Below are 18306 nucleotides of genomic sequence, written 5' to 3'. Positions count from 1 at the left end.
ACACCCCCAACCAACAAGGAGATACGAGACATGGACAATACCAAACGTTATGAACGTCTGCTGGAACGCTACCGCAATGGCGACCTTGACCGCCGCAGCTTTCTGGGGCTGATTGGCGCGGCTGGCGTGGCTTACGGCGTGCAGACCCCCTTTGCGAAAATGGCCTTCGCGCAGGATGTGACGCAGGTGCGCTTCGACGGCTGGGGCGGCGTCGTGTCAGAGGCGTTCCGCCGGCACGCCTTCGACCCTTATACCGCAGCGACTGGCATCACCGTGGTTGATGGCACGTTTTCGGGCGGTGACGAATATCTGGCGCAGGTCCGGTCCAGTCAGGAAGGCGAATATAACATCGCCCATCTGTCAGGTGTGTTCGACTATGCGCGCTATGTGAATTTCGGGCTGGATGTCGAACTGAACCTCGACAATATCCCGAATATGGAACTGGTCATGGACGCGCTGACCAATGCATTCCGCGGTATCACGCCCGACCACCTGTCCGCCGTGCCCTATAACTATGGCACCACCGGGTTGGCCTATAACCGCGCCTATATCTCGGATGAAGAAATCCGCGAGAAGGGCGCGTCTATCCTGATCGACCCGGAATATCAGGGTAAGATCGGCGGGTGGAGCGACTGGCGCACACGGCTGTGGTATGCCGCACTGCAAACTGGCCAAAGCCCCAATGACATTCAGGATATGGAAGCCGCATGGGACGCCATTCGCACCCACCGTGACCTTGCACTGAAATACTGGGGGTCTGGTGCCGAATTGATGAGCCTGCTGGCCGAAGAAGAAATCTATGTGACCGAAGGCTGGTCAGGCCGCATTGCGGCGCTGCAAGAGCAGGGCCATGACATCGGCTATTACGACGCGCCCAACAGCTTTGGCTGGCAGGAATGTCTGTTCGTGATCAAAGGCTCGCCGGTCGAGGCTTGTGAAGAACTGCTGAACTTCATGCTGGCGCCCGAAACCTCGATCGCGGTGGCAGAGGGGCAGAACTACCCGCCTGCGCTGGATGGCACCAAGGTCGATCTGGGCGAGAAGATCCCGACCCTGCCCGCCTATGACCCGACTGGTACGCTGGAATCGCTGACCTTTGCCGACCCGGTTTACTGGAACGGGAACGAGGCCGAATGGTCGGAAACCTTTGCCCGCGTGCAGCGCGGTTTCTAAAGGAAAGGCAGGGGGGGTGCCCCCCCCTGCGCCCCCTCCGGGGGGAGTATTTCCGGCAAGAAAATGACATGTGCCGAGATCGGTCTGTCAGATGTTATGCCAAGAAAGGCAGAGTATGGGCGCGGTTAATCTGAACAACATCGTGAAGCGCTTCGGGACATTTACCGCAGTCGAAAAGACCTCGATGGACATACCCGAGGGCAGCTTTACCACGCTGCTTGGGCCATCAGGTTGTGGCAAGACAACAACGCTGCGCATGATTGCAGGGCTGCTGGACCCAACCGAGGGCGAGATCATCATCAATGGCAAACGCGTCAATGATGTGCCGATCCACAAGCGCAATCTGGGATTGGTGTTTCAGAATTACGCCCTGTTTCCGCACAAGACTGTGGCCGAGAATGTGGCCTTCGGCCTGCGCTACCGCAATGTTGCGAAGTCGGAAATCGCGCGGCGCGTGAAGGAAGCGCTGGAGCTGGTGCAACTGCCGCATCTGGGTAATCGATACCCCAAGGCGCTGTCAGGTGGGCAGCAACAGCGCATCGCTTTGGCCCGCGCCATCGTGATCGAGCCGGATGTGCTGCTGCTGGATGAACCACTTTCGGCGCTGGACGCCAATCTGCGCGAGGATATGCGCGTGGAGTTGAAGAATATTCAAGCGCGCATCGGTGTTACGACTGTATTTGTGACGCATGACCAGTCCGAAGCGCTGGCCATGTCCGACCAGATTGTTGTCATGAGCAACGGGCGGGTCGAACAGGTCGGCGCACCGCAAGAGGTGTACAACACCCCTGCCAGCGAATTTGTCGCGCGCTTTCTGGGCGCGTCAAACATCCTTGACGGGCGATGCCTGTCGCGCGGGGGAGAAGGGGCTGTTCTGGAGGTTCCCGTCTTTGGACAAATCACCGTGCCCAGCGCCAAGGCCCCGCATCTGGCAGGCGAAGGTGCCGCCAAGCTGGTGATCCGCGCCGAAAAACTGTTGCTGCGCGACAGTCCGCCCGAAGGTGGCGCGTTTTCAGCCCCTGCGACGGTCGAAACCGTCGATTACCAAGGCCAGTCCGTGCGCTATTTCGTTCGCGCAGGCGATATGCAGTTGCAAGCCATCAACATGATCGACGACCGCCCCTTTCCTGCAGGCGCGCAGGTGCATATGACACTCAGGCCGCAAGATTGCGCGGCCCTTCCCGGATAAATACCATGAGCCATCTATTCTATCAGACAAGTCAGCGCCGCCCCCTGCTGGATCAGGCGCGCGGCGTCTATATGTGGGACGTTGACGGCAAGCGCTATCTGGATGGTTCAAGCGGCGCGATGGTGTGCAATATTGGCCATTCCAACCCCAATGTGCTGGATGCCATGCGCCGCCAGATGGAGAAATCGACCTTCGGTTACCGGCTGCATTTTGAAACTGAAGCATCCGAGCAACTGGCTGCCAGAACTGCCGCGCTTTGCCCTGAAGGCATGAACAAGGTGTTTTTTGTATCGGGCGGGTCGGAAGCGGTGGAATCGGCCATCAAACTTGCGCGCCAACACGCTTTGGCCATCGGGCAAGCTGGCCGGTGGAGGGTGATCAGCCGCAGCCCGTCCTATCATGGCTGCACCTTGGGCGCGCTGGCTGTCACAGGCTACACCCCTCTGACTGACCCTTTCGCACCGATGATGCGCGAGATGCCCAAAATCCCTGCGCCACGCGCCTATCTTGACGGGCTGGACCCCACCGACCCGGCCACCGGCGCGCATTACGCCGCCATGCTGGAGACTGAAATCCTTGCCCAGGGGCCGGGGTCAGTGCTGGCCTTTATCGTGGAACCCATTGGTGGCGCCTCGACCGGCGCATTGGTGCCGCCTGTCGGCTATATGCAAGCAGTGCAGGAGATTTGCCGCCGCTACGGGGTGCTGCTGATCCTTGACGAGGTGATGACCGGCGCGGGGCGCACCGGCCGCTTTCTGGGGCTGGAACATTGGAATCTGTCGCCTGACATCGTGGTTCTGTCGAAAGGCTTTGCGGCCGGATATGTGCCCCTTGGCGCGATTGCCGCGCGCGACGATCTGGTGGGCGCAGTGCTGGAAGGGGGCGGTTTCCTGCATGGGTTCACCTATGCGGGCAATCCGCTGGCCTGTGCGGCTGGCGGGGCCGTGATTGATGAAATCGCACGGCTGGACCTTGTGCAGAATGCAGCCGTGATGGGGGCCGCGTTGCGCCATCGGCTGGATGCGCTGATGACGCGCCACCCGATTATCGGTGATGTGCGTGGTCAGGGCTTGTTGCTTGCCTTCGAGTTGATGGCCGATCCGGTGACCAAAGCCCCCTTGCCCAGCGCCTTGAACGCGCATCAGCGCCTTGTTGATATTGCCTATGAGATGGGACTGATCGTCTATTCCCGCCGCACCCGCGACGGGGTGGAAGGCGATCATATCATGGTCTGCCCGCCCCTGATCGTGACCGAGGCGCATCTGGACGAGATTGCGGACACGCTTGATGCCGCGCTGACCCGTCTGGCCGATGAACTGGCACTTGCAGAAATGGCCTGAAGACATGTCTGGAATTATCATTACCTGCGCCTTGACGGGGTCTATCCACACCCCCAGCATGTCGCCACATCTGCCTTTCACCGGTGCGGATATCGCGCGCCAAGGCATCGAGGCCGCGCACGCGGGCGCGTCCATCCTGCACCTGCATGCGCGTGATCCGGTGACGGGCCAGCCTTCGGCAGCATTGGCGCATTTCAACGGTTTTGTGCCCACACTCGCGCGCGACACGGACGCGGTGCTGAATCTGTCCACAGGCGGCAGTGCTGTCATGTCGCTGGATGACCGGCTGGCGGCGCCCTTGGAAATTGCGCCTGAAATGGCTTCGCTGAACATGGGCACGATGAATTTCGCGCTTTACCCGATGCTGGGGCGTGAGCGTGACTGGTTGCATGATTGGGAAAAACCCTTTCTGGAAAATACCGATGATCTGGTGTTCAAGAACACACCGCGCGACATTGCGCGCATCCTGACCAGCCTCGGGGCAGAGCGTGGCGCGCGGTTCGAGTTTGAATGCTATGATCTGAGCCACCTGTATATGCTGCGCCATTTCGCCGATCGCGGCCTGGTAAAGCCGCCCTTCTTCATCCAGTTCGTTTTTGGTGTGCTGGGCGGCATGGGGCCGGATGCCGAGAATCTGACCCATATGAAACGCATCGCAGACAAGCTGTTCGGGGATGATTATCTGTTTTCCGTGCTGGCGGCGGGCCGGTTCCAGATGCCGCTGATCACCCAATCTGCCGCGATGGGCGGACATGTGCGCGTGGGGCTGGAAGACAGCCTGACAATTGCGCGCGGCCAGCTTGCCCGGTCGAACGCCGAACAGGTGATGAAAATCCGCGAGATTGTCGAGCGCCTTGGCCGCAATGTCATGACCCCCGACGCGGTGCGCGCCACATTGGGGTTAAAGGGCGCGGAGCAGATCAATGCGCGATGATGTGATGATCTTTCGCAAAGTGAGCAACAGCGGCGACCTTGCACGACTGGAAGCGGCCTTGCGCGCATTGAGCGCCGAGCTATCCGAGGACTACGCCACCGACAGCGCCGTGCTAGCCCAGGCGGTTCTGGGCACAGAACCCGCCGCGCATGGGCTTTTGGCATTGCAAGGCGACAAGATCCTTGGGGCGGCGCTTTACAGCCCTGTCTTCTCGACAGTTCGCGGTGCGGCGGGGGTCTATATCTCGGATCTGTGGGTCAGCGCAGAGGCACGCGGGCAAGGTCTGGGCGCAAGGCTCTTGGCGCAAGTTGCGCGCGATGGCGCAGCGCTCTGGCAGGCAAGCTGGCTGAAACTTGCGGTCTATGACCACAGCCATTCCGCCCAACGTTTTTACCAGCGACTGGGGTTTCAGCCTGCAACCGGCATGCAGGAAATGCGCCTTGACCCGCAGCGCGTGGCAGACCTGATCAAGAGGACCGCATGAAAGCCATATTCGACGACCGCCAACGCCTGCATGACCCGCAGCATTACATGGCCAATGGGAAAACCTATCCCAGCCCCGAAGCCCCCGAACGCATCGCGCGCCTTATGGCAGGGGCACAAGCGGCGGGCTGCCAGTTTCAGGCACCCGATGATGCAGGGCTAGGCCCGATTGCCGCGATACACAGTGCGGAATACCTGCATTTCCTGCAAAACATCTACGCACGCTGGCAGCGTATCCCCGATGCAGGTCCAGAGGTGATCCCGAATATCCACCCTGCCGACCGCCGCAACAATTACCCGAAATCCGCGCTGGGTCAGGCAGGTTACCATCAGACCGACACATCCTGTCCGATTGGCGCACATACATGGAAAGCGGCCTATTGGTCCGCGCAATCAGCCATCACTGGCGCTGATCTGGTCGCGGGGGGCGAGCGTGCGGTCTATGTGCTCTCGCGCCCGCCCGGCCACCATGCCTTCACCGATCTGGCCGGGGGGTTCTGCTTTCTGAACAACTCCGGCATTGCCGCCGAACGGCTGCGTGAAAATGGCCTGCGCCCTGCCATTCTGGATGTTGATGTGCATCATGGGAATGGCACTCAGGGCATTTTCTATGCCCGCGATGATGTGCTGACAATCTCGCTGCATGCCGACCCTGACCGGTTTTATCCGTTCTATTGGGGCGCCGCGCAGGAACGCGGAGAGGGGCGCGGGATCGGCTATAACCTGAACCTGCCGCTGCCACGCGGCACAGGTGACGCAGACTATCTGAAAACCCTCGACACGGCACTGGCGCGCATTCACGCCTTTGGCGCTGATGTTATTGTCGTGGCGCTGGGGCTGGATGCGCATATTGATGACCCGTTCAAGGGGCTGGCGATCACCACACCGGGCTTTCAGGTGATGGCAGAGGCGATTGCCCGGCTTGGCCTGCCACTGGTGCTGGTGCAAGAGGGCGGCTATGTCTCTGACGCGCTGTCGGACAATCTGACTGCGTTCCTGAAAGGCGCGTCATGAAGGTTGAATTCCATTCGCTGTATCTGAAAAAACGCTTCCCGCTGCGCATTTCACGCGGTGAGATTCTGGGGGGCGAGAACCTGTTTGTTTCCGTAAGCGACGGCAAGCTGACGGGCTGGGGCGAAATGGCCCCGGGCGAGACTGAGGGCGCAGCCAGCGTGACCGAAGGCCGCGCGCAGCTTGAAGGGTTTTGCGCATCAGGTCTGGACGGTGCCATCCATGATATCTGGGCGCGCGCGCATGTGGGCGGCGTGGGCGCATGCGCATTGGCGGCGCTGGATATGGCACTGTGGGACTTGCGCGCCAAGCAGGCCAATATGCCGCTTTACCGACTGTTGGGGCTGGCGCGGCGCGGCGTGGTGTCTTCGCTGACTGTGGGCATCAACCCGCCCGATGTGGTGCGCGAACGCGTGCCGCTTTTGCTGGCGCGCGGGGCAAAGGCCCTGAAGATCAAACTGGGCAGCACCGACGGAATCGAAGCCGACAAGGCCATGTTTATCGCTGTGCAAGAAGCCGCTGCGGGCAGTGAGGCAGCACTGCGCGTTGATGCCAATGGCGGGTGGTCATTGACGGATGCGCGCCACATGATGGGCTGGCTGGCGGCAAGGGGCGTGGAATATATCGAACAGCCCCTTGTTCAAGGCGCCGAAGATCAGTTGCCCGATTTGTTCCGCGACCGCGCCCTGCCCATATTCGTCGATGAATCCTGCCGCTTTTCCAGTGATATTCCGGCCTTTGCGCATTGCGTGGACGGGGTGAACCTGAAGCTGATGAAATGCGGCGGAATTACCGAGGCGTTGCGCATCGTCGCCACCGCCCGTGCGCATGGGCTGAAGACCATGATCGGCTGCATGGGCGAAAGCTCGGTTTCGATTGCGGCAGGTGCATCGCTATCGGCACTGTTCGACTATATCGACCTCGATTCCCACCTTAACCTTGACCCAGACCCCGCGACGGGTGCGCCATTTGAGCATGGCGTAACCCTTCCCGCAGACCAGCCTGGCCACGGAGGCAGATTGCATGCTTGACCCAACCCAACCCATTGCGCTGTTTGCCGAGGCGACAATGGGCAGTCTGAACGCCAAGATGGCCGAGGGCATCTTGCGCTATGGTCGCAACCCAGTTGTGGCCGTCATCGACAGCACGCAGGCAGGCAAGCGCGTGCGCGATCTGTGCACACTGGACAGCGACATACCCATTATCGCCACCCTCGCAGAAGCGCAGGCGCTGGGTGCGCAGGTTCTGGTGCTGGGCACTGCCCCGTCAGGCGGGCGCTTGCCACAGTCTTGGGTCGCTGTGCTGGAACAGGCGATTGCCGGGGGCATGAGCCTTGTCAACGGAATGCATGACCGCTTGCAACCCATGTTTGCCGACCGCCTCCGCCCCGGTCAGTGGGTCTGGGATTTGCGCGTCCCCCAAGGCGACGCGCCACCAATTGGCATGGCCCGCGCGGCAGCGCTGGACAACACACGCGTGCTGATGGTGGGCACGGATATGGCCATCGGCAAAATGACGGCCGGATTGGAGCTGACCCGCAGTTTGCAGGAGATGGGCCATGATGCCGCATTTCTTGCCACTGGGCAGACAGGTATCGCCATCACTGGCCGTGGCATCCCGCTTGATGCAATTCGCGTCGATCATGCGGGCGGCGCGGTCGAACGTATGGTGCTTGAAGCCGCAAATCACAAGTTTGTCGTGGTTGAAGGGCAAGGCTCTCTCTTGCACCCCGGCAGCACGGCAACCCTGCCTTTGATGCGAGGCAGTGCATGTACGCATATGGTGCTGTGCCACCGCGCAGGGATGGAGACGCTGGATGAACTGGACAGCGTCCGCATTCCCCCATTGCGCGATGTAATTGCCCTGAACGAGGCCGTGGCGCGGGCTGCGGGCGCCTTGACCGCTGCCAAAGTGGTCGCGATTGCGCTGAACACAGCACGCCTCTCTCAACACGAGGCAGAGGCAGCCATTCGACAGGTCGAAGACACCACCGGCTTGCCCACGGCCGATCCTGTGCGCCAGGGCGCGCAAACGCTGGCAAAAGCGGTCACGAGCGCAATATAGCAGGGGCCGTTTGCTGTGGCTTGGCCCCTGTCAGGGTGCCAAGCTGACACTTGCACAGCCCCGCAAGATCGCGCATTCCTGTCGCCATGATGTCACATTCCAACCGCCCCCCACCCCCGACGCTTCGCATCCGCATCGTCTTTGGCAAAGATGGCATGATCGGCCCCGGCAAAGCAGAGCTTCTCGAACGCATCGACCGCTGCGGCTCTATCGCGGCGGCCGGGCGCGAGATGAACATGAGCTATAAGCGCGCGTGGGAATTGATTGGGACGTTAAATTCCATGTTCCATGACCCGGTGGTGGAAAGCACACGTGGCGGAAGCGGCGGCGGCGGTGCTGTGCTGACAGACACCGGCAAGCAGGTTCTGGCGCTGTATCGTTCTTTTGAAGCGCAATGCGCCACCGCAGGGGCGCAACAGCTTGAAAGCCTGCATGCTTTGCTCAAAGATCGTGAAGTGCAGGGCTAGAAACGCATCTTTTACCGAAGCATGCGCTGCGACGCTGCCACTGGACAGTTCAGACCAGAAATCCACCATCTGAATCGTCGCCGGTTTCTTCCAGCAGCCGGTCGAAATCAGGGATGACAATCTGGCGCTTGCCTTCTGTCACGATCAATCCTTCCTTGCGCAAGGCGGATACCTGACGGCTTACCGTTTCCAGCGTAAGGCCCAGATATTCAGACATCGCTTCGCGCGTCAGAGGCAGGTCAAAGCGCAGCTCGCCATCGCTCGCATTCAGTTGCAAGGACGCATCGCGACGCGCGATGATGCAGATCAGGCTTGCGATTTTCTCACGCGCGGTCTTGCGCCCCAATAGAAGCATCCATTCTCTGGCGGCGTCCAGTTCATCCAGCGTCATTTCCAGCAGGCGCTGACCAATATGAGGGGTGCGCAGCATCAAATCTTCGAAGGGTTTCTTGCGAAAACAGCACATGACCAGATCGGTTGCGGCCGTTACATCATAGGCAGACGTTTCACGCCCTGGACGCCCCGCAAAATCGGATGGCAGAAGCAGGCCAACCATCTGACGACGCCCATCTTCCATTGTCTGGCTGAGTGTCGCGATTCCGGTAACGACTGATGCGACGAAATCCATCTTGTCGCCCGCCCAGACAACCGTCTGGCCAGCCTCAAAACTACGATAAAATTTGATCTGCTCCAGCAGGTTAAGTTCTTCAGACTCGCACCGCGCACATACTGCGCGATGCCGTATCGGGCAATCGCCACACTCTTGTGAAATCGGTTGGATCTTCTGGGTAGCTCTGGGCATCTTATTTGATCTGTATCAAGGTGTTTCTAGTTATCTCGGCTAAACGTAACCCTATGCCGCATCTAAAGCAACTTTCAGAGTTAGGTTTGTTTGACGCTCGTGTACCCCGGTACACAAGTTACCCAACTGCTCCTCAGTTTTCCTCCGATTTGTCGGGGGACCTCTTCGCACGTTGGGTTCAACAAATCCAGCCCGGAAGCGCAATATCACTCTATCTTCATGTGCCGTTCTGCCGCAGGCTTTGCTGGTTCTGCGCCTGCCGCACACAGGGGACAAGTTCGGACGCGCCCGTTCTGGCTTATGCCGAATCGCTGCGGGTAGAGTTGGAATCATTCCGCCGAATCCTTCCTGAAGGCGTGCGCCTGTCGCGGCTGCATTGGGGCGGCGGAACGCCCACCATGTTGCCACCAGAATCGATGCGCGCACTTGCCGCGCAGGTGTTCGACATTGCACCGCTGGCCGAAGATGGTGAATTCTCGGTAGAGATTGACCCAAATGAGCTTGACGATGCGCGCCTTGATGCCTTGGCCGAAGCCGGGCTGACCCGCGCCTCTATTGGTGTGCAGGATTTTGACCCCGAAATTCAGGGCATAATCGGGCGCGATCAAAGCTTCGATATCACCAAAGCGACCGCTGATGCGCTTCGCGCACGCGGCATCAAAAGCCTGAACACTGATATTCTGTATGGACTGCCAAACCAGACACAGCGCCGCATGGCCGACTCTGTCCAGAAGCTGATGTCGCTTAACCCCGACAGGATTGCACTTTACGGGTATGCCCATGTGCCCTGGATGGCGCGCCGCCAGCAGATGATCCCATCAGACACCTTGCCCCGCCCTGAAGAACGGCTTGAACTGTTCGAAACCGCGCGCAAATTGCTGCTTTGGGACGGCTATGACGAGATTGGCATCGACCATTTCGCCCGCCCGCATGACGGATTGTCAATTGCGGCCAGAGACGGGAAGTTGCGGCGCAATTTCCAGGGCTATACCGATGACACATCGCCTGTCTTGGTCGGGCTGGGCGCGTCTTCCATCTCGCGCTTTCCACAGGGCTTTGCCCAGAATGCGCCAGCCACTGCCGCATGGAAAAAATGCGTCGAGGCGGGAAAGTTCGCAACCAGTCGTGGCCATGTCTTTACCCCTGCCGACATATGGCGCGGGCGCGCAATTGAAGCGCTGATGTGTGATTTCCGCCTGTCACGGAGCGAGTTGATCAATTCATTCGGCGCAGATGCGGACACGCTGGATGTCCTGATAGACCAGACGGCTCAACGCTTTGGTCAATTCGTCAAGAAAACTGCGGATGCGCTGGAAATAACGCTCGAAGGTCGCCCCCTGACGCGAATGATCGCAACAATGTTTGACGAATACGCGATGGACAAGGCAGGGCATAGCTCGGCAGTCTGACGTTCGGCGCCGGACATAAGGTGCTGCCCCAAAAGGCGCATGGCCGAATTGAGGGGCGTTGCGGACGGTGGATGGTTTCAACAAGCCGCGCAGCGTCGGGCCGCGGTGCGGCGATCATCCCTAGAATCTGTAGCGCTTTATGCCGGCCAGATCCTTACAAAATCAGATCTGAACGCTGGCGTCAGCCAAATCGCAGTGCCGTGGGGGCGGCCCGGCGATGCGCGGCGGCCTTCGGCCTTGATTCCGCGCAACTGACCGTCTGCAAAGTTCCGCAAACCTGCCATCGGGGGCCTTGTCACCAATAGAAAAACCTGATCACCACCCGCTACGGCTGTTCGACAAACCGGATCAGGCGGGGCAGGCAAATGCGCTTGAGGTCATAATTCTCGATGATCGTGCGCCGTGCATTCTCGCGCAGCGGTAAGAAGCGTGCGGGCGCGGCTAGTGCCGTAATCAATGTATCCGACCACCCTTCCACATCGAAGAAATCGACCAGACAGCCATTGACGCCATCCGTTATAAGCTCTTCCACCGGGCCTGTGCGCGACCCGACCACCAGTGCACCAAGGCTCATCGCTTCAATCATGGACCAGGACAGGACAAAGGGCACAGTCAGATAGGCATGCGCCCTGCCAATCTGCAACAGCGTGACGAAATCACGATAGGGAACGCGGCCCAGAAAATGCACGCGCGACAAGTCCAACCGGTCGCGCACCTCACCCAGGAACTGATCCCGATAGCTTCCATTTTTAGGTGCGGCCGAATAACTGGCCCCATCGCCGCCGATGATCACCACCTGCGCCTCTGGCCGGGCATCCAGCACATCTGGCAGGGCGCGCAGAAAAATATGCGATCCACGGTAGGGTTCGATATTGCGCGCGACATAGGTCAGCACCTCGTCGCCCACACGCAAGACCCTGCCATTGGGCAGCCGGTATTGCGCCTGCGGGTCAGGGCTTAACAGATCGGTATCTACCCCATCATGCGTGATTGTGATCTTGGTTCTGAATTCGGGTGGAAAGCTGTCGGCCTGCCATTCGGTCGGGGACAGCGCCGCATCGGCCTGCACCATCGCAAGCGCAAGATGGGCCTTGCGCACTGTGACCGACATGCGCAAGGGCAAGGTCAGTTTGCTGAATTCCGGGTCAAAGCCCACATCCAGCCCTTCGGTCGCATAGAAGAATTCCGCATAGACCAGATTGCGCGCAGTGGGCCAGACTTCGCGCAGGAACAAAGTCTCCCCCCAGCCGCAATGACCGAAAATCACATCGGGCACAAAGCCAAGCTTGTCGCGCATATGCGCTGCCGCAAGGGCAACCCGGTGGGCACGGTCGGTCATGGTGGTAAAGGTTGCCCCAAGTCGCGCCTGCCTTGGGTCAGGTTCCGAAAACGGCATCGTATAGCGATATGTGGGAATCGGGGTTTTCTGCTGGTTCCTGTCGGCCGTCAGTGCCGCCACTTTGTGGCCCCGTGCCTGCAATGCAGGGGCAAGATGTCTGAACTGGCCGGGAAAGTTCTGATGAATAAAGAGAATATTCAAAAGGCCCCCTCAGGCGTCAAGCGGCCCCAATCGCCGTAATATCAAAGGCTGCGGCCAGAAGTTGCCGCGTATATGCGCTTTTGGGGGACTGGAAGACCTGCGCACTCTCGCCCGCCTCGACCACATCGCCCTGTTTCATGACAATCACCTTATGCGACAAGGCCCGCACCACACGCAGGTCATGGCTGATGAACAGATAGGCCAGACCGTGACGGCGCTGGAGCGTGCGCAGCAATTCGACAATCTGCACTTGAACAGTCATGTCCAGCGCCGAGGTCGGCTCGTCCAGCACCACTAACTTGGGGCGCAGGATCATCGCGCGCGCAATGGCGATACGCTGACGTTGCCCGCCAGAAAACTCGTGCGGGTAGCGTTCCATCGTCAAAGGGTCCAACCCAACCTCTGCCATGATTTCGGCGACCAAGTCGCGCTGGGATTTGCCAGCAGGCACACCATGAACACCCAGCCCTTCGGCGATGATCTGTTCAACCGTCATGCGCGGCGACAGGCTGCCAAACGGGTCTTGAAAGACAATCTGCAAATGCCGGCGCAAACTGCGCAGATCAGTGGATTTGCGGCCCTGAATATCCGCGCCCTCGAAAATGATCGGTCCTTCGCTGGAGATCAGCCGCAAGATCGCCAGTGCCAGCGTGGTCTTGCCGGAGCCGGATTCGCCCACGATCCCAAGGGTTTCGCCCGCGCGCAAGGTCAAGTTGGCTTCGTTTACCGCTTTCACATGGCCAACAGTGCGGCGCAGGAAACCGCGTTGAATGGGAAACCAGATGCGCAACCCTTCGGTGCGCAGAATTTCTTGTGCGCCCTCTGGCACCGGGTCAGGCTGCCCGGTGGATTCGGCGGCCAGCAGTTTTTGCGTGTAGGGGTGCTGGGGGTTGTCGAAAATCTGGGCCGTTGGCCCTTGCTCCACAATCTCGCCGCCCTGCATGACACAGACGCGGTCGGCGAAACGGCGCACGATATTCAGATCATGCGTGATGAACAAAAGGCTCATCCCCTCAGCGCGCTTGAGGTCAACCAGCAATTCCAGAATCTGCGCCTGAATGGTCACATCCAGTGCCGTGGTCGGTTCATCTGCAACCAGCAATTCTGGCCCATTTGCCAGCGCCATCGCGATCATGACGCGCTGTCGCTGCCCACCTGAAAGCTGGTGTGGATAGGCCCCCATCCGGCTTTCGGCATCACGAATGCCCACTTTCTCCAGCAGTTCCAGAACCCGCTTGCGCGCGCTGGCACCGCCAAGCCCCTGATGCAGCGCAAGGCTTTCGGTGATCTGCGTTTCAATCGTGTGCAGCGGGTTAAGCGAGGTCATCGGCTCTTGAAAGATAAAGCTGATGTCATTGCCGCGCACTTCGCGCAGGGTCTGGTCGCGCGCGCCGATCAATTCCTGCCCCTTGAACTGGACAGAGCCGCCGATTTGCGCGGAATCCGGCAACAGCCCCACAGTTGACAGCGCGCTGACCGACTTGCCAGACCCGGATTCCCCCACCAGCGCCACCGTCTCGCCCCTGTCGACATGAAAGGACACGCCACGCACGGCGCGCACTTCGCGACCTTCCTGAAGGAAGGTCACAGACAGGTCTTTGACATCCAGAACGCGGCTCATGAGAAGGTCTTTCTGGGGTCAAAGGCATCGCGGACCCCCTCGAAGATGAACACCAGCAGCGACAGCATGATCGCAAAGGTAAAGAAGGCCGAAAAGCCCAGCCACGGCGCTTGCAGGTTGTTCTTGGCCTGAAGCGTCATTTCGCCCAGCGAAGGCGCAGAGGATGGCAGGCCAAAGCCCAGAAAATCCAATGCGGCAAGCGAGCCGATGACGCCTGTGATGATGAAAGGCAGGAATGTCAGCGTCGCCACCATTGCGTTTGGCAGCACATGGCGGAACATGATCTTGGCATTTGACACGCCCAGCGCGCGTGCTGCGCGCACATATTCGAAATTGCGCGCGCGCAGGAATTCGGCACGCACCACGCCGACAAGACCCGTCCAGCCGAACAGTGTCATCAGAAACACCAGCAGCCAGAAATTCATCACGAACATGGATGACAGGATAATGATGACATAAAGCGACGGAACAGAGTTCCACAACTCGATCACGCGCTGAAACAACAGGTCCAGCACGCCGCCGAAAAACCCCTGCACCGCACCCGCCGCAATCCCGATGATCGAGGTCATGGCCGTCACGATCAGCGCGAAGGTGATCGACAGGCGGAAGCCATAGATGATCCGCGCCAGCACATCGCGCGCTGTGTCATCGGTGCCCAGAAGATGCCGGTCATCGGGCGGTGAGGGGGCTGCACGGCCAATGTCGTTGATCGTGTTGTAGCTATAGGGGATGAGTGGCCAGACCATCCAGCCCGCCTCGATTTCCTGGCCATCAACAATGCCGGTTTCGGCCTGAAGCATCGCCTCTCTCGGGTCATCCAGACACAGTTCGGCCCCGCCTGTCTGGATCAGACAGCGCACTTCGGGGTCGCGATACACGGCCTCGGTCCGGAAATCCCCGCCAAAGGTGGTTTCGGCGTAGAAATTATGGATCGGGAAATATAGCTCCCCCCGGAAATTGACCACAATTGGCCGGTCATTGGCGATATATTCGGCAAAAAGCGACAGCCCATACAATACGCCCAAAATGATCAGCGACCAGAAGGCGCGCCGATTGGCCTTGAAGTTCCGCCAACGCCGCCGGTTCAGTGCCGAAACCGTTATTCCGAAACGCCGCCGGGGCGGTGGCATGGTGTGTGCTTCCACGCCTTCGGGCACCTGCTCGGGGCGCGGGGGGGAGACGAAAGTATCAACGCGTTGATCCATGCCTCAGGTCTCCCGCGATTCAAAGTCGATGCGGGGGTCAATCCAGACATACATCAGGTCCGAAATCAGCCCGACCACAAGACCGATCAGACCGAAGACAAACAATGTGCCGAACATGACCGGATAATCGCGCGCCACTGTCGCCTCGAATGCCAACCGGCCCAGACCGTCGAGTGAGAAGATCGTCTCGATAATCAGCGACCCGCCGAAAAACACACCGACAAACACCGCCGGAAACCCGGCAATGACGATCAGCATGGCATTGCGGAAGACATGGCCGTACAGAACCTTTTTCTCCGCCAGCCCCTTGGCACGCGCGGTCATCACGTATTGTTTGCGGATCTCGTCCAGAAAGCTGTTCTTGGTCAGCAAGGTCAGCGTCGCAAAGGCCGAAATGGTCGAGGCGATCACCGGCAGCGTGATATGCCACAGATAGTCCAGCACCTTGCCGATCGGGCTAAGCTGGTCCCACACCTCTTGTGGAGAGGTCAGACCGCGCGCCGGGAAAATCTGCCAGTAAGACCCGCCCGCGAACAATACCAGCAACAGGATTGCAAACAGGAAGCCCGGAATCGCATAGGCCACGATGATGATGCCAGAGGTGAAGGTGTCAAAACGCGACCCGTCACGCACCGCCTTGCGAATACCCAGCGGGATAGAGACGGCATAGGCAATCAGCGTGGACCATAGTCCAAGCGTGATCGAGACAGGCAGCTTTTCGATCACCAGATCCACCACCGAGATGGAGCGAAAATAGCTTTCACCGAAATCAAAGCGCATATAATTCCACATCATATGCAGGAACCGTTCCAGCGGCGGCTTGTCGAAACCGAATTCGCGTTCCAACTGCGCGATGAATTCCGGCGGCAGGCCACGCGCGCCCTGATAGCGCTCATTCTCGACCGCGCCGACATTCACATCCGCCGCGCCACCATCAAATGCGCCAAAGACATTGCCTTGCCCTTCCATCTGGGCAATCACCTGCTCGATGGGGCCGCCTGGCACGAATTGCACCAGAAAGAAATTGATGACCATCACCCCCAGCAATGTGGGGATGATCAGCGCAAGGCGTCGGGCAATATACGCGCCCATGCTTACCTCAACGCGCCAGCAGCGCGCAGTTCTGCGGCGCGGTCTGCATTGAACCACCAGAAATCCATTTCTCCGGTGGAGAAGGGCGGCGTTTCATCTGGCCGCTGGAAAATATCCCAATGCGCGACCCAGACAGTGTCATTGAACCAACCGGGGATCATGAAATGTTCATAGCGCAAAACACGGTCCAACGCCATGAGGGCGGCATCGCGCGTTTCAGGGTCTGGTGCATCCAGTGACAGGTCGATCACCGCATCGACAAGTTCACTTCGCAACCCTGCCGGGTTGAAGACATCATCTGCCGCCTCGGACCCGAAGCGCTGGTGCAGGCCGGTGCCTGTGTCCATGAAGGCGGTATATTGGTCGAAAATCATGTCGTAATCGCGATTACGCCGCCGGTCAGTGTGCTGCGCGGGATCAATGCGCTGGAACCGCGCGTCAATGCCCAGACCTTGCAGGTTCTGGGTGAATGTCTCGATGATCGAATCCATTGTGGCAGACCCGGCTGATGACACAGGAATTTCAATCGTCATCCGGTCCCCGGCCGCATTGCGCAGCACACCTGCATTATCGACCTCCCACCCGGCTTCGGCCAGCAGGGCACTGGCAGCGCGGATATTGCGCCGGTCTGTCAGGCGTGCGGGATCAGAGGCGTGGGGCATGCGCGCAGGCTCGTTCAGGACTTCGTCCGGGACAAGGTCGCCCAGCGATTGCAACAACTCCAACTCCAGCCCCTCGGGCGGGCCATCTGCCTGAAAGCGCGTGCCTTGCGAAAACGAGGCGCGCTGCTGGAACAGGCCATATTGCAGCGTGTCATTTGTCCATTCAAAATTGAAGGCCAGCGATATCGCTTCGCGCACGCGCTTGTCCTGCAAGAAATCGCGTTCCAGATTGAACACAAAGCCCGTGGGTGTGGGCGGAAAGCCAGTTGGCAATTCATCGCGCAGCACATGGCCACGGTTCAGCGCCGGAAAGTCATAGCCAGTCGCCCACTGGCGCGAGTTGTTCTCGGCGCGGAAAGTGTATTCCCCGGTCTTGAAGGCCTCGAACGCGGCGGCACCATCAGCAAAATACTCGATTCGGATTTCATCGAAATTGTGCCGACCACGGTTTTGCGGTAGGTCATTGGCCCAGTAGTCAGGATTGCGGCGGTAAGTGATGCGACGGTTCACCTCGAAACTGTCGAGCATATAGGGGCCGGACCCTGGCGAGATTTCCATCCGCGATTCGTCCAGCCGCGCGCCGGTTTCTTCATACCATGCTTGCGAGAAAACAGGCGTGGCCCCAACTTGATCAATCAGTGAACGGCGCGAGATCCCATCTGCAAAGGTGAACTTCACCGTGTGATCATCCAGCGCCTCGGCACTTGTCACCCTTGCGCTGACCGCTTGCGCATAGGATGGCAGGCCCTGCTCCAGAAACAGATTGTGCGAAAACACCACATCATGCGCGGTCAGGGGCGTGCCATCGGAAAACCGTGCTTCGGGGCGCATATGAAAGATAACCCATTCCTTGGATTCGGGATATTCGACCGTATGCGCCAACAGCCCATAGGCTTCGCCATAAACATCCGCCGGAACCAGCCCGCCGCCCATCGGCTCGGAACTTTCCAGCAGGCTTTCATAGATCGCAGAAGACAGCAGCCCAGCGCGCCCGCGCCGGGTGAAGGGATTCATCGAGTCGAAAGTACCCTGCGCCGAAATCGAGATGCTGCCGCCCTTGGGTGCATCGGGATTCACATAGGAAAAATGCTCGAACCCCTCCGGATAGGTCAGATCGCCATAAAAGGAATAGCCATGCGCCCGAATCACACCCTCTTCCTCGGCGGCAAAACCGGGGCTGACAAGCAATGCTGCAATCAGCAACCCTGCGGCAACGAACGGCATTCGCTGGCGCCCGACAGGGAAGGTCACGGGTTTTGCTATGGACTCGCGGTGCATTGGCAACTCCTCCTGTTATGGCCTGCCTTGCACAGG

Annotated in this window: 16 protein-coding genes; 10 read left to right on the top strand and 6 right to left on the bottom strand. The window is 59.5% G+C overall.

Annotation, left to right across the window (positions count from 1 at the left end; genetic code table 11):
• Positions 1–30 precede the first annotated feature (30 nt).
• The 9 genes from EV660_RS02160 (at position 31) to EV660_RS02120 (ending at position 8661) form a co-directional block, all read left to right on the top strand.
• Entirely contained in the window at positions 31–1173 is a 1143-nt protein-coding gene (locus EV660_RS02160) for an ABC transporter substrate-binding protein (protein WP_071481590.1), read from the top strand.
• A gap of 115 nt (positions 1174–1288) precedes the next feature.
• Positions 1289–2362, top strand: coding sequence for an ABC transporter ATP-binding protein (locus tag EV660_RS02155; RefSeq protein WP_071481591.1), 1074 nt, complete (start codon positions 1289–1291; stop codon positions 2360–2362).
• A gap of 5 nt (positions 2363–2367) precedes the next feature.
• Entirely contained in the window at positions 2368–3702 is a 1335-nt protein-coding gene (locus tag EV660_RS02150; protein ID WP_071481592.1) for an aminotransferase family protein, read from the top strand.
• A gap of 4 nt (positions 3703–3706) precedes the next feature.
• Positions 3707–4636 (top strand): 3,5-dioxohexanoate:acetyl-CoA acetone transferase, encoded by a 930-nt coding sequence (gene kce, locus EV660_RS02145; RefSeq protein WP_071481593.1) that lies wholly within the window; start codon positions 3707–3709, stop codon positions 4634–4636.
• Entirely contained in the window at positions 4626–5120 is a 495-nt protein-coding gene (locus tag EV660_RS02140; protein ID WP_084635007.1) for a GNAT family N-acetyltransferase, read from the top strand. Before kce ends, EV660_RS02140 begins: the two co-directional genes overlap by 11 nt.
• Entirely contained in the window at positions 5117–6133 is a 1017-nt protein-coding gene (locus tag EV660_RS02135; RefSeq protein WP_071481594.1) for a histone deacetylase family protein, read from the top strand. Before EV660_RS02140 ends, EV660_RS02135 begins: the two co-directional genes overlap by 4 nt.
• Positions 6130–7161: a dipeptide epimerase gene (locus EV660_RS02130; RefSeq protein WP_071481595.1), complete on the top strand. Its 1032-nt coding sequence runs from the start codon at positions 6130–6132 to the stop codon at positions 7159–7161. Before EV660_RS02135 ends, EV660_RS02130 begins: the two co-directional genes overlap by 4 nt.
• Positions 7154–8194 carry an N-acetyltransferase DgcN family protein gene (locus EV660_RS02125; RefSeq protein WP_071481596.1) on the top strand — a complete coding sequence of 347 codons (1041 nt, stop codon included), beginning with the start codon at positions 7154–7156 and terminating at the stop codon, positions 8192–8194. The genes EV660_RS02130 and EV660_RS02125 overlap by 8 nt, the downstream gene beginning before the upstream one ends.
• Positions 8195–8280: 86 nt before the next feature.
• Entirely contained in the window at positions 8281–8661 is a 381-nt protein-coding gene (locus EV660_RS02120) for a winged helix-turn-helix domain-containing protein (protein ID WP_375781705.1), read from the top strand.
• A gap of 49 nt (positions 8662–8710) precedes the next feature.
• Here EV660_RS02120 and fnrL read toward each other — a convergent pair whose 3' ends face one another.
• A complete protein-coding gene (gene fnrL, locus EV660_RS02115; RefSeq protein ID WP_071481597.1) occupies positions 8711–9463 on the bottom strand; it encodes a transcriptional regulator FnrL in 753 nt (250 codons plus the stop codon).
• 53 nt (positions 9464–9516) lie between these two features.
• On the opposite strand from fnrL, the gene hemN reads away from it, so the two are divergent.
• A complete protein-coding gene (gene hemN / locus EV660_RS02110) occupies positions 9517–10872 on the top strand; it encodes an oxygen-independent coproporphyrinogen III oxidase (protein WP_071481598.1) in 1356 nt (451 codons plus the stop codon).
• Between the two features lie 325 nt (positions 10873–11197).
• Here hemN and EV660_RS02105 read toward each other — a convergent pair whose 3' ends face one another.
• From EV660_RS02105 to EV660_RS02085, 5 genes are all read right to left on the bottom strand, one after another.
• A complete protein-coding gene (locus tag EV660_RS02105) occupies positions 11198–12412 on the bottom strand; it encodes a glycosyltransferase (RefSeq protein ID WP_071481599.1) in 1215 nt (404 codons plus the stop codon).
• Positions 12413–12428: 16 nt separating this feature from the next.
• On the bottom strand, positions 12429–14033 hold the full coding sequence (locus EV660_RS02100) for an ABC transporter ATP-binding protein (RefSeq protein ID WP_071481600.1): 1605 nt from the start codon (positions 14031–14033) through the stop codon (positions 12429–12431).
• A complete protein-coding gene (locus tag EV660_RS02095) occupies positions 14030–15136 on the bottom strand; it encodes an ABC transporter permease (protein ID WP_071482303.1) in 1107 nt (368 codons plus the stop codon). Before EV660_RS02095 ends, EV660_RS02100 begins: the two co-directional genes overlap by 4 nt.
• A 105-nt stretch (positions 15137–15241) precedes the next feature.
• The gene (locus tag EV660_RS02090; protein WP_071481601.1) at positions 15242–16330 is read right to left on the bottom strand and encodes a microcin C ABC transporter permease YejB; all 1089 of its coding nucleotides are present in this window, start codon (positions 16328–16330) and stop codon (positions 15242–15244) included.
• A 2-nt stretch (positions 16331–16332) separates the two neighbouring features.
• The gene (locus tag EV660_RS02085) at positions 16333–18270 is read right to left on the bottom strand and encodes an extracellular solute-binding protein (protein ID WP_071481602.1); all 1938 of its coding nucleotides are present in this window, start codon (positions 18268–18270) and stop codon (positions 16333–16335) included.
• Between the last annotated feature and the right edge of the window lie 36 nt (positions 18271–18306).

The sequence above is a fragment of the Roseinatronobacter bogoriensis DSM 18756 genome, assembly GCF_004366635.1.
Taxonomy (GTDB): domain Bacteria; phylum Pseudomonadota; class Alphaproteobacteria; order Rhodobacterales; family Rhodobacteraceae; genus Roseinatronobacter; species Roseinatronobacter bogoriensis.
This window is presented reverse-complemented; position numbering and strand designations above follow the sequence as displayed.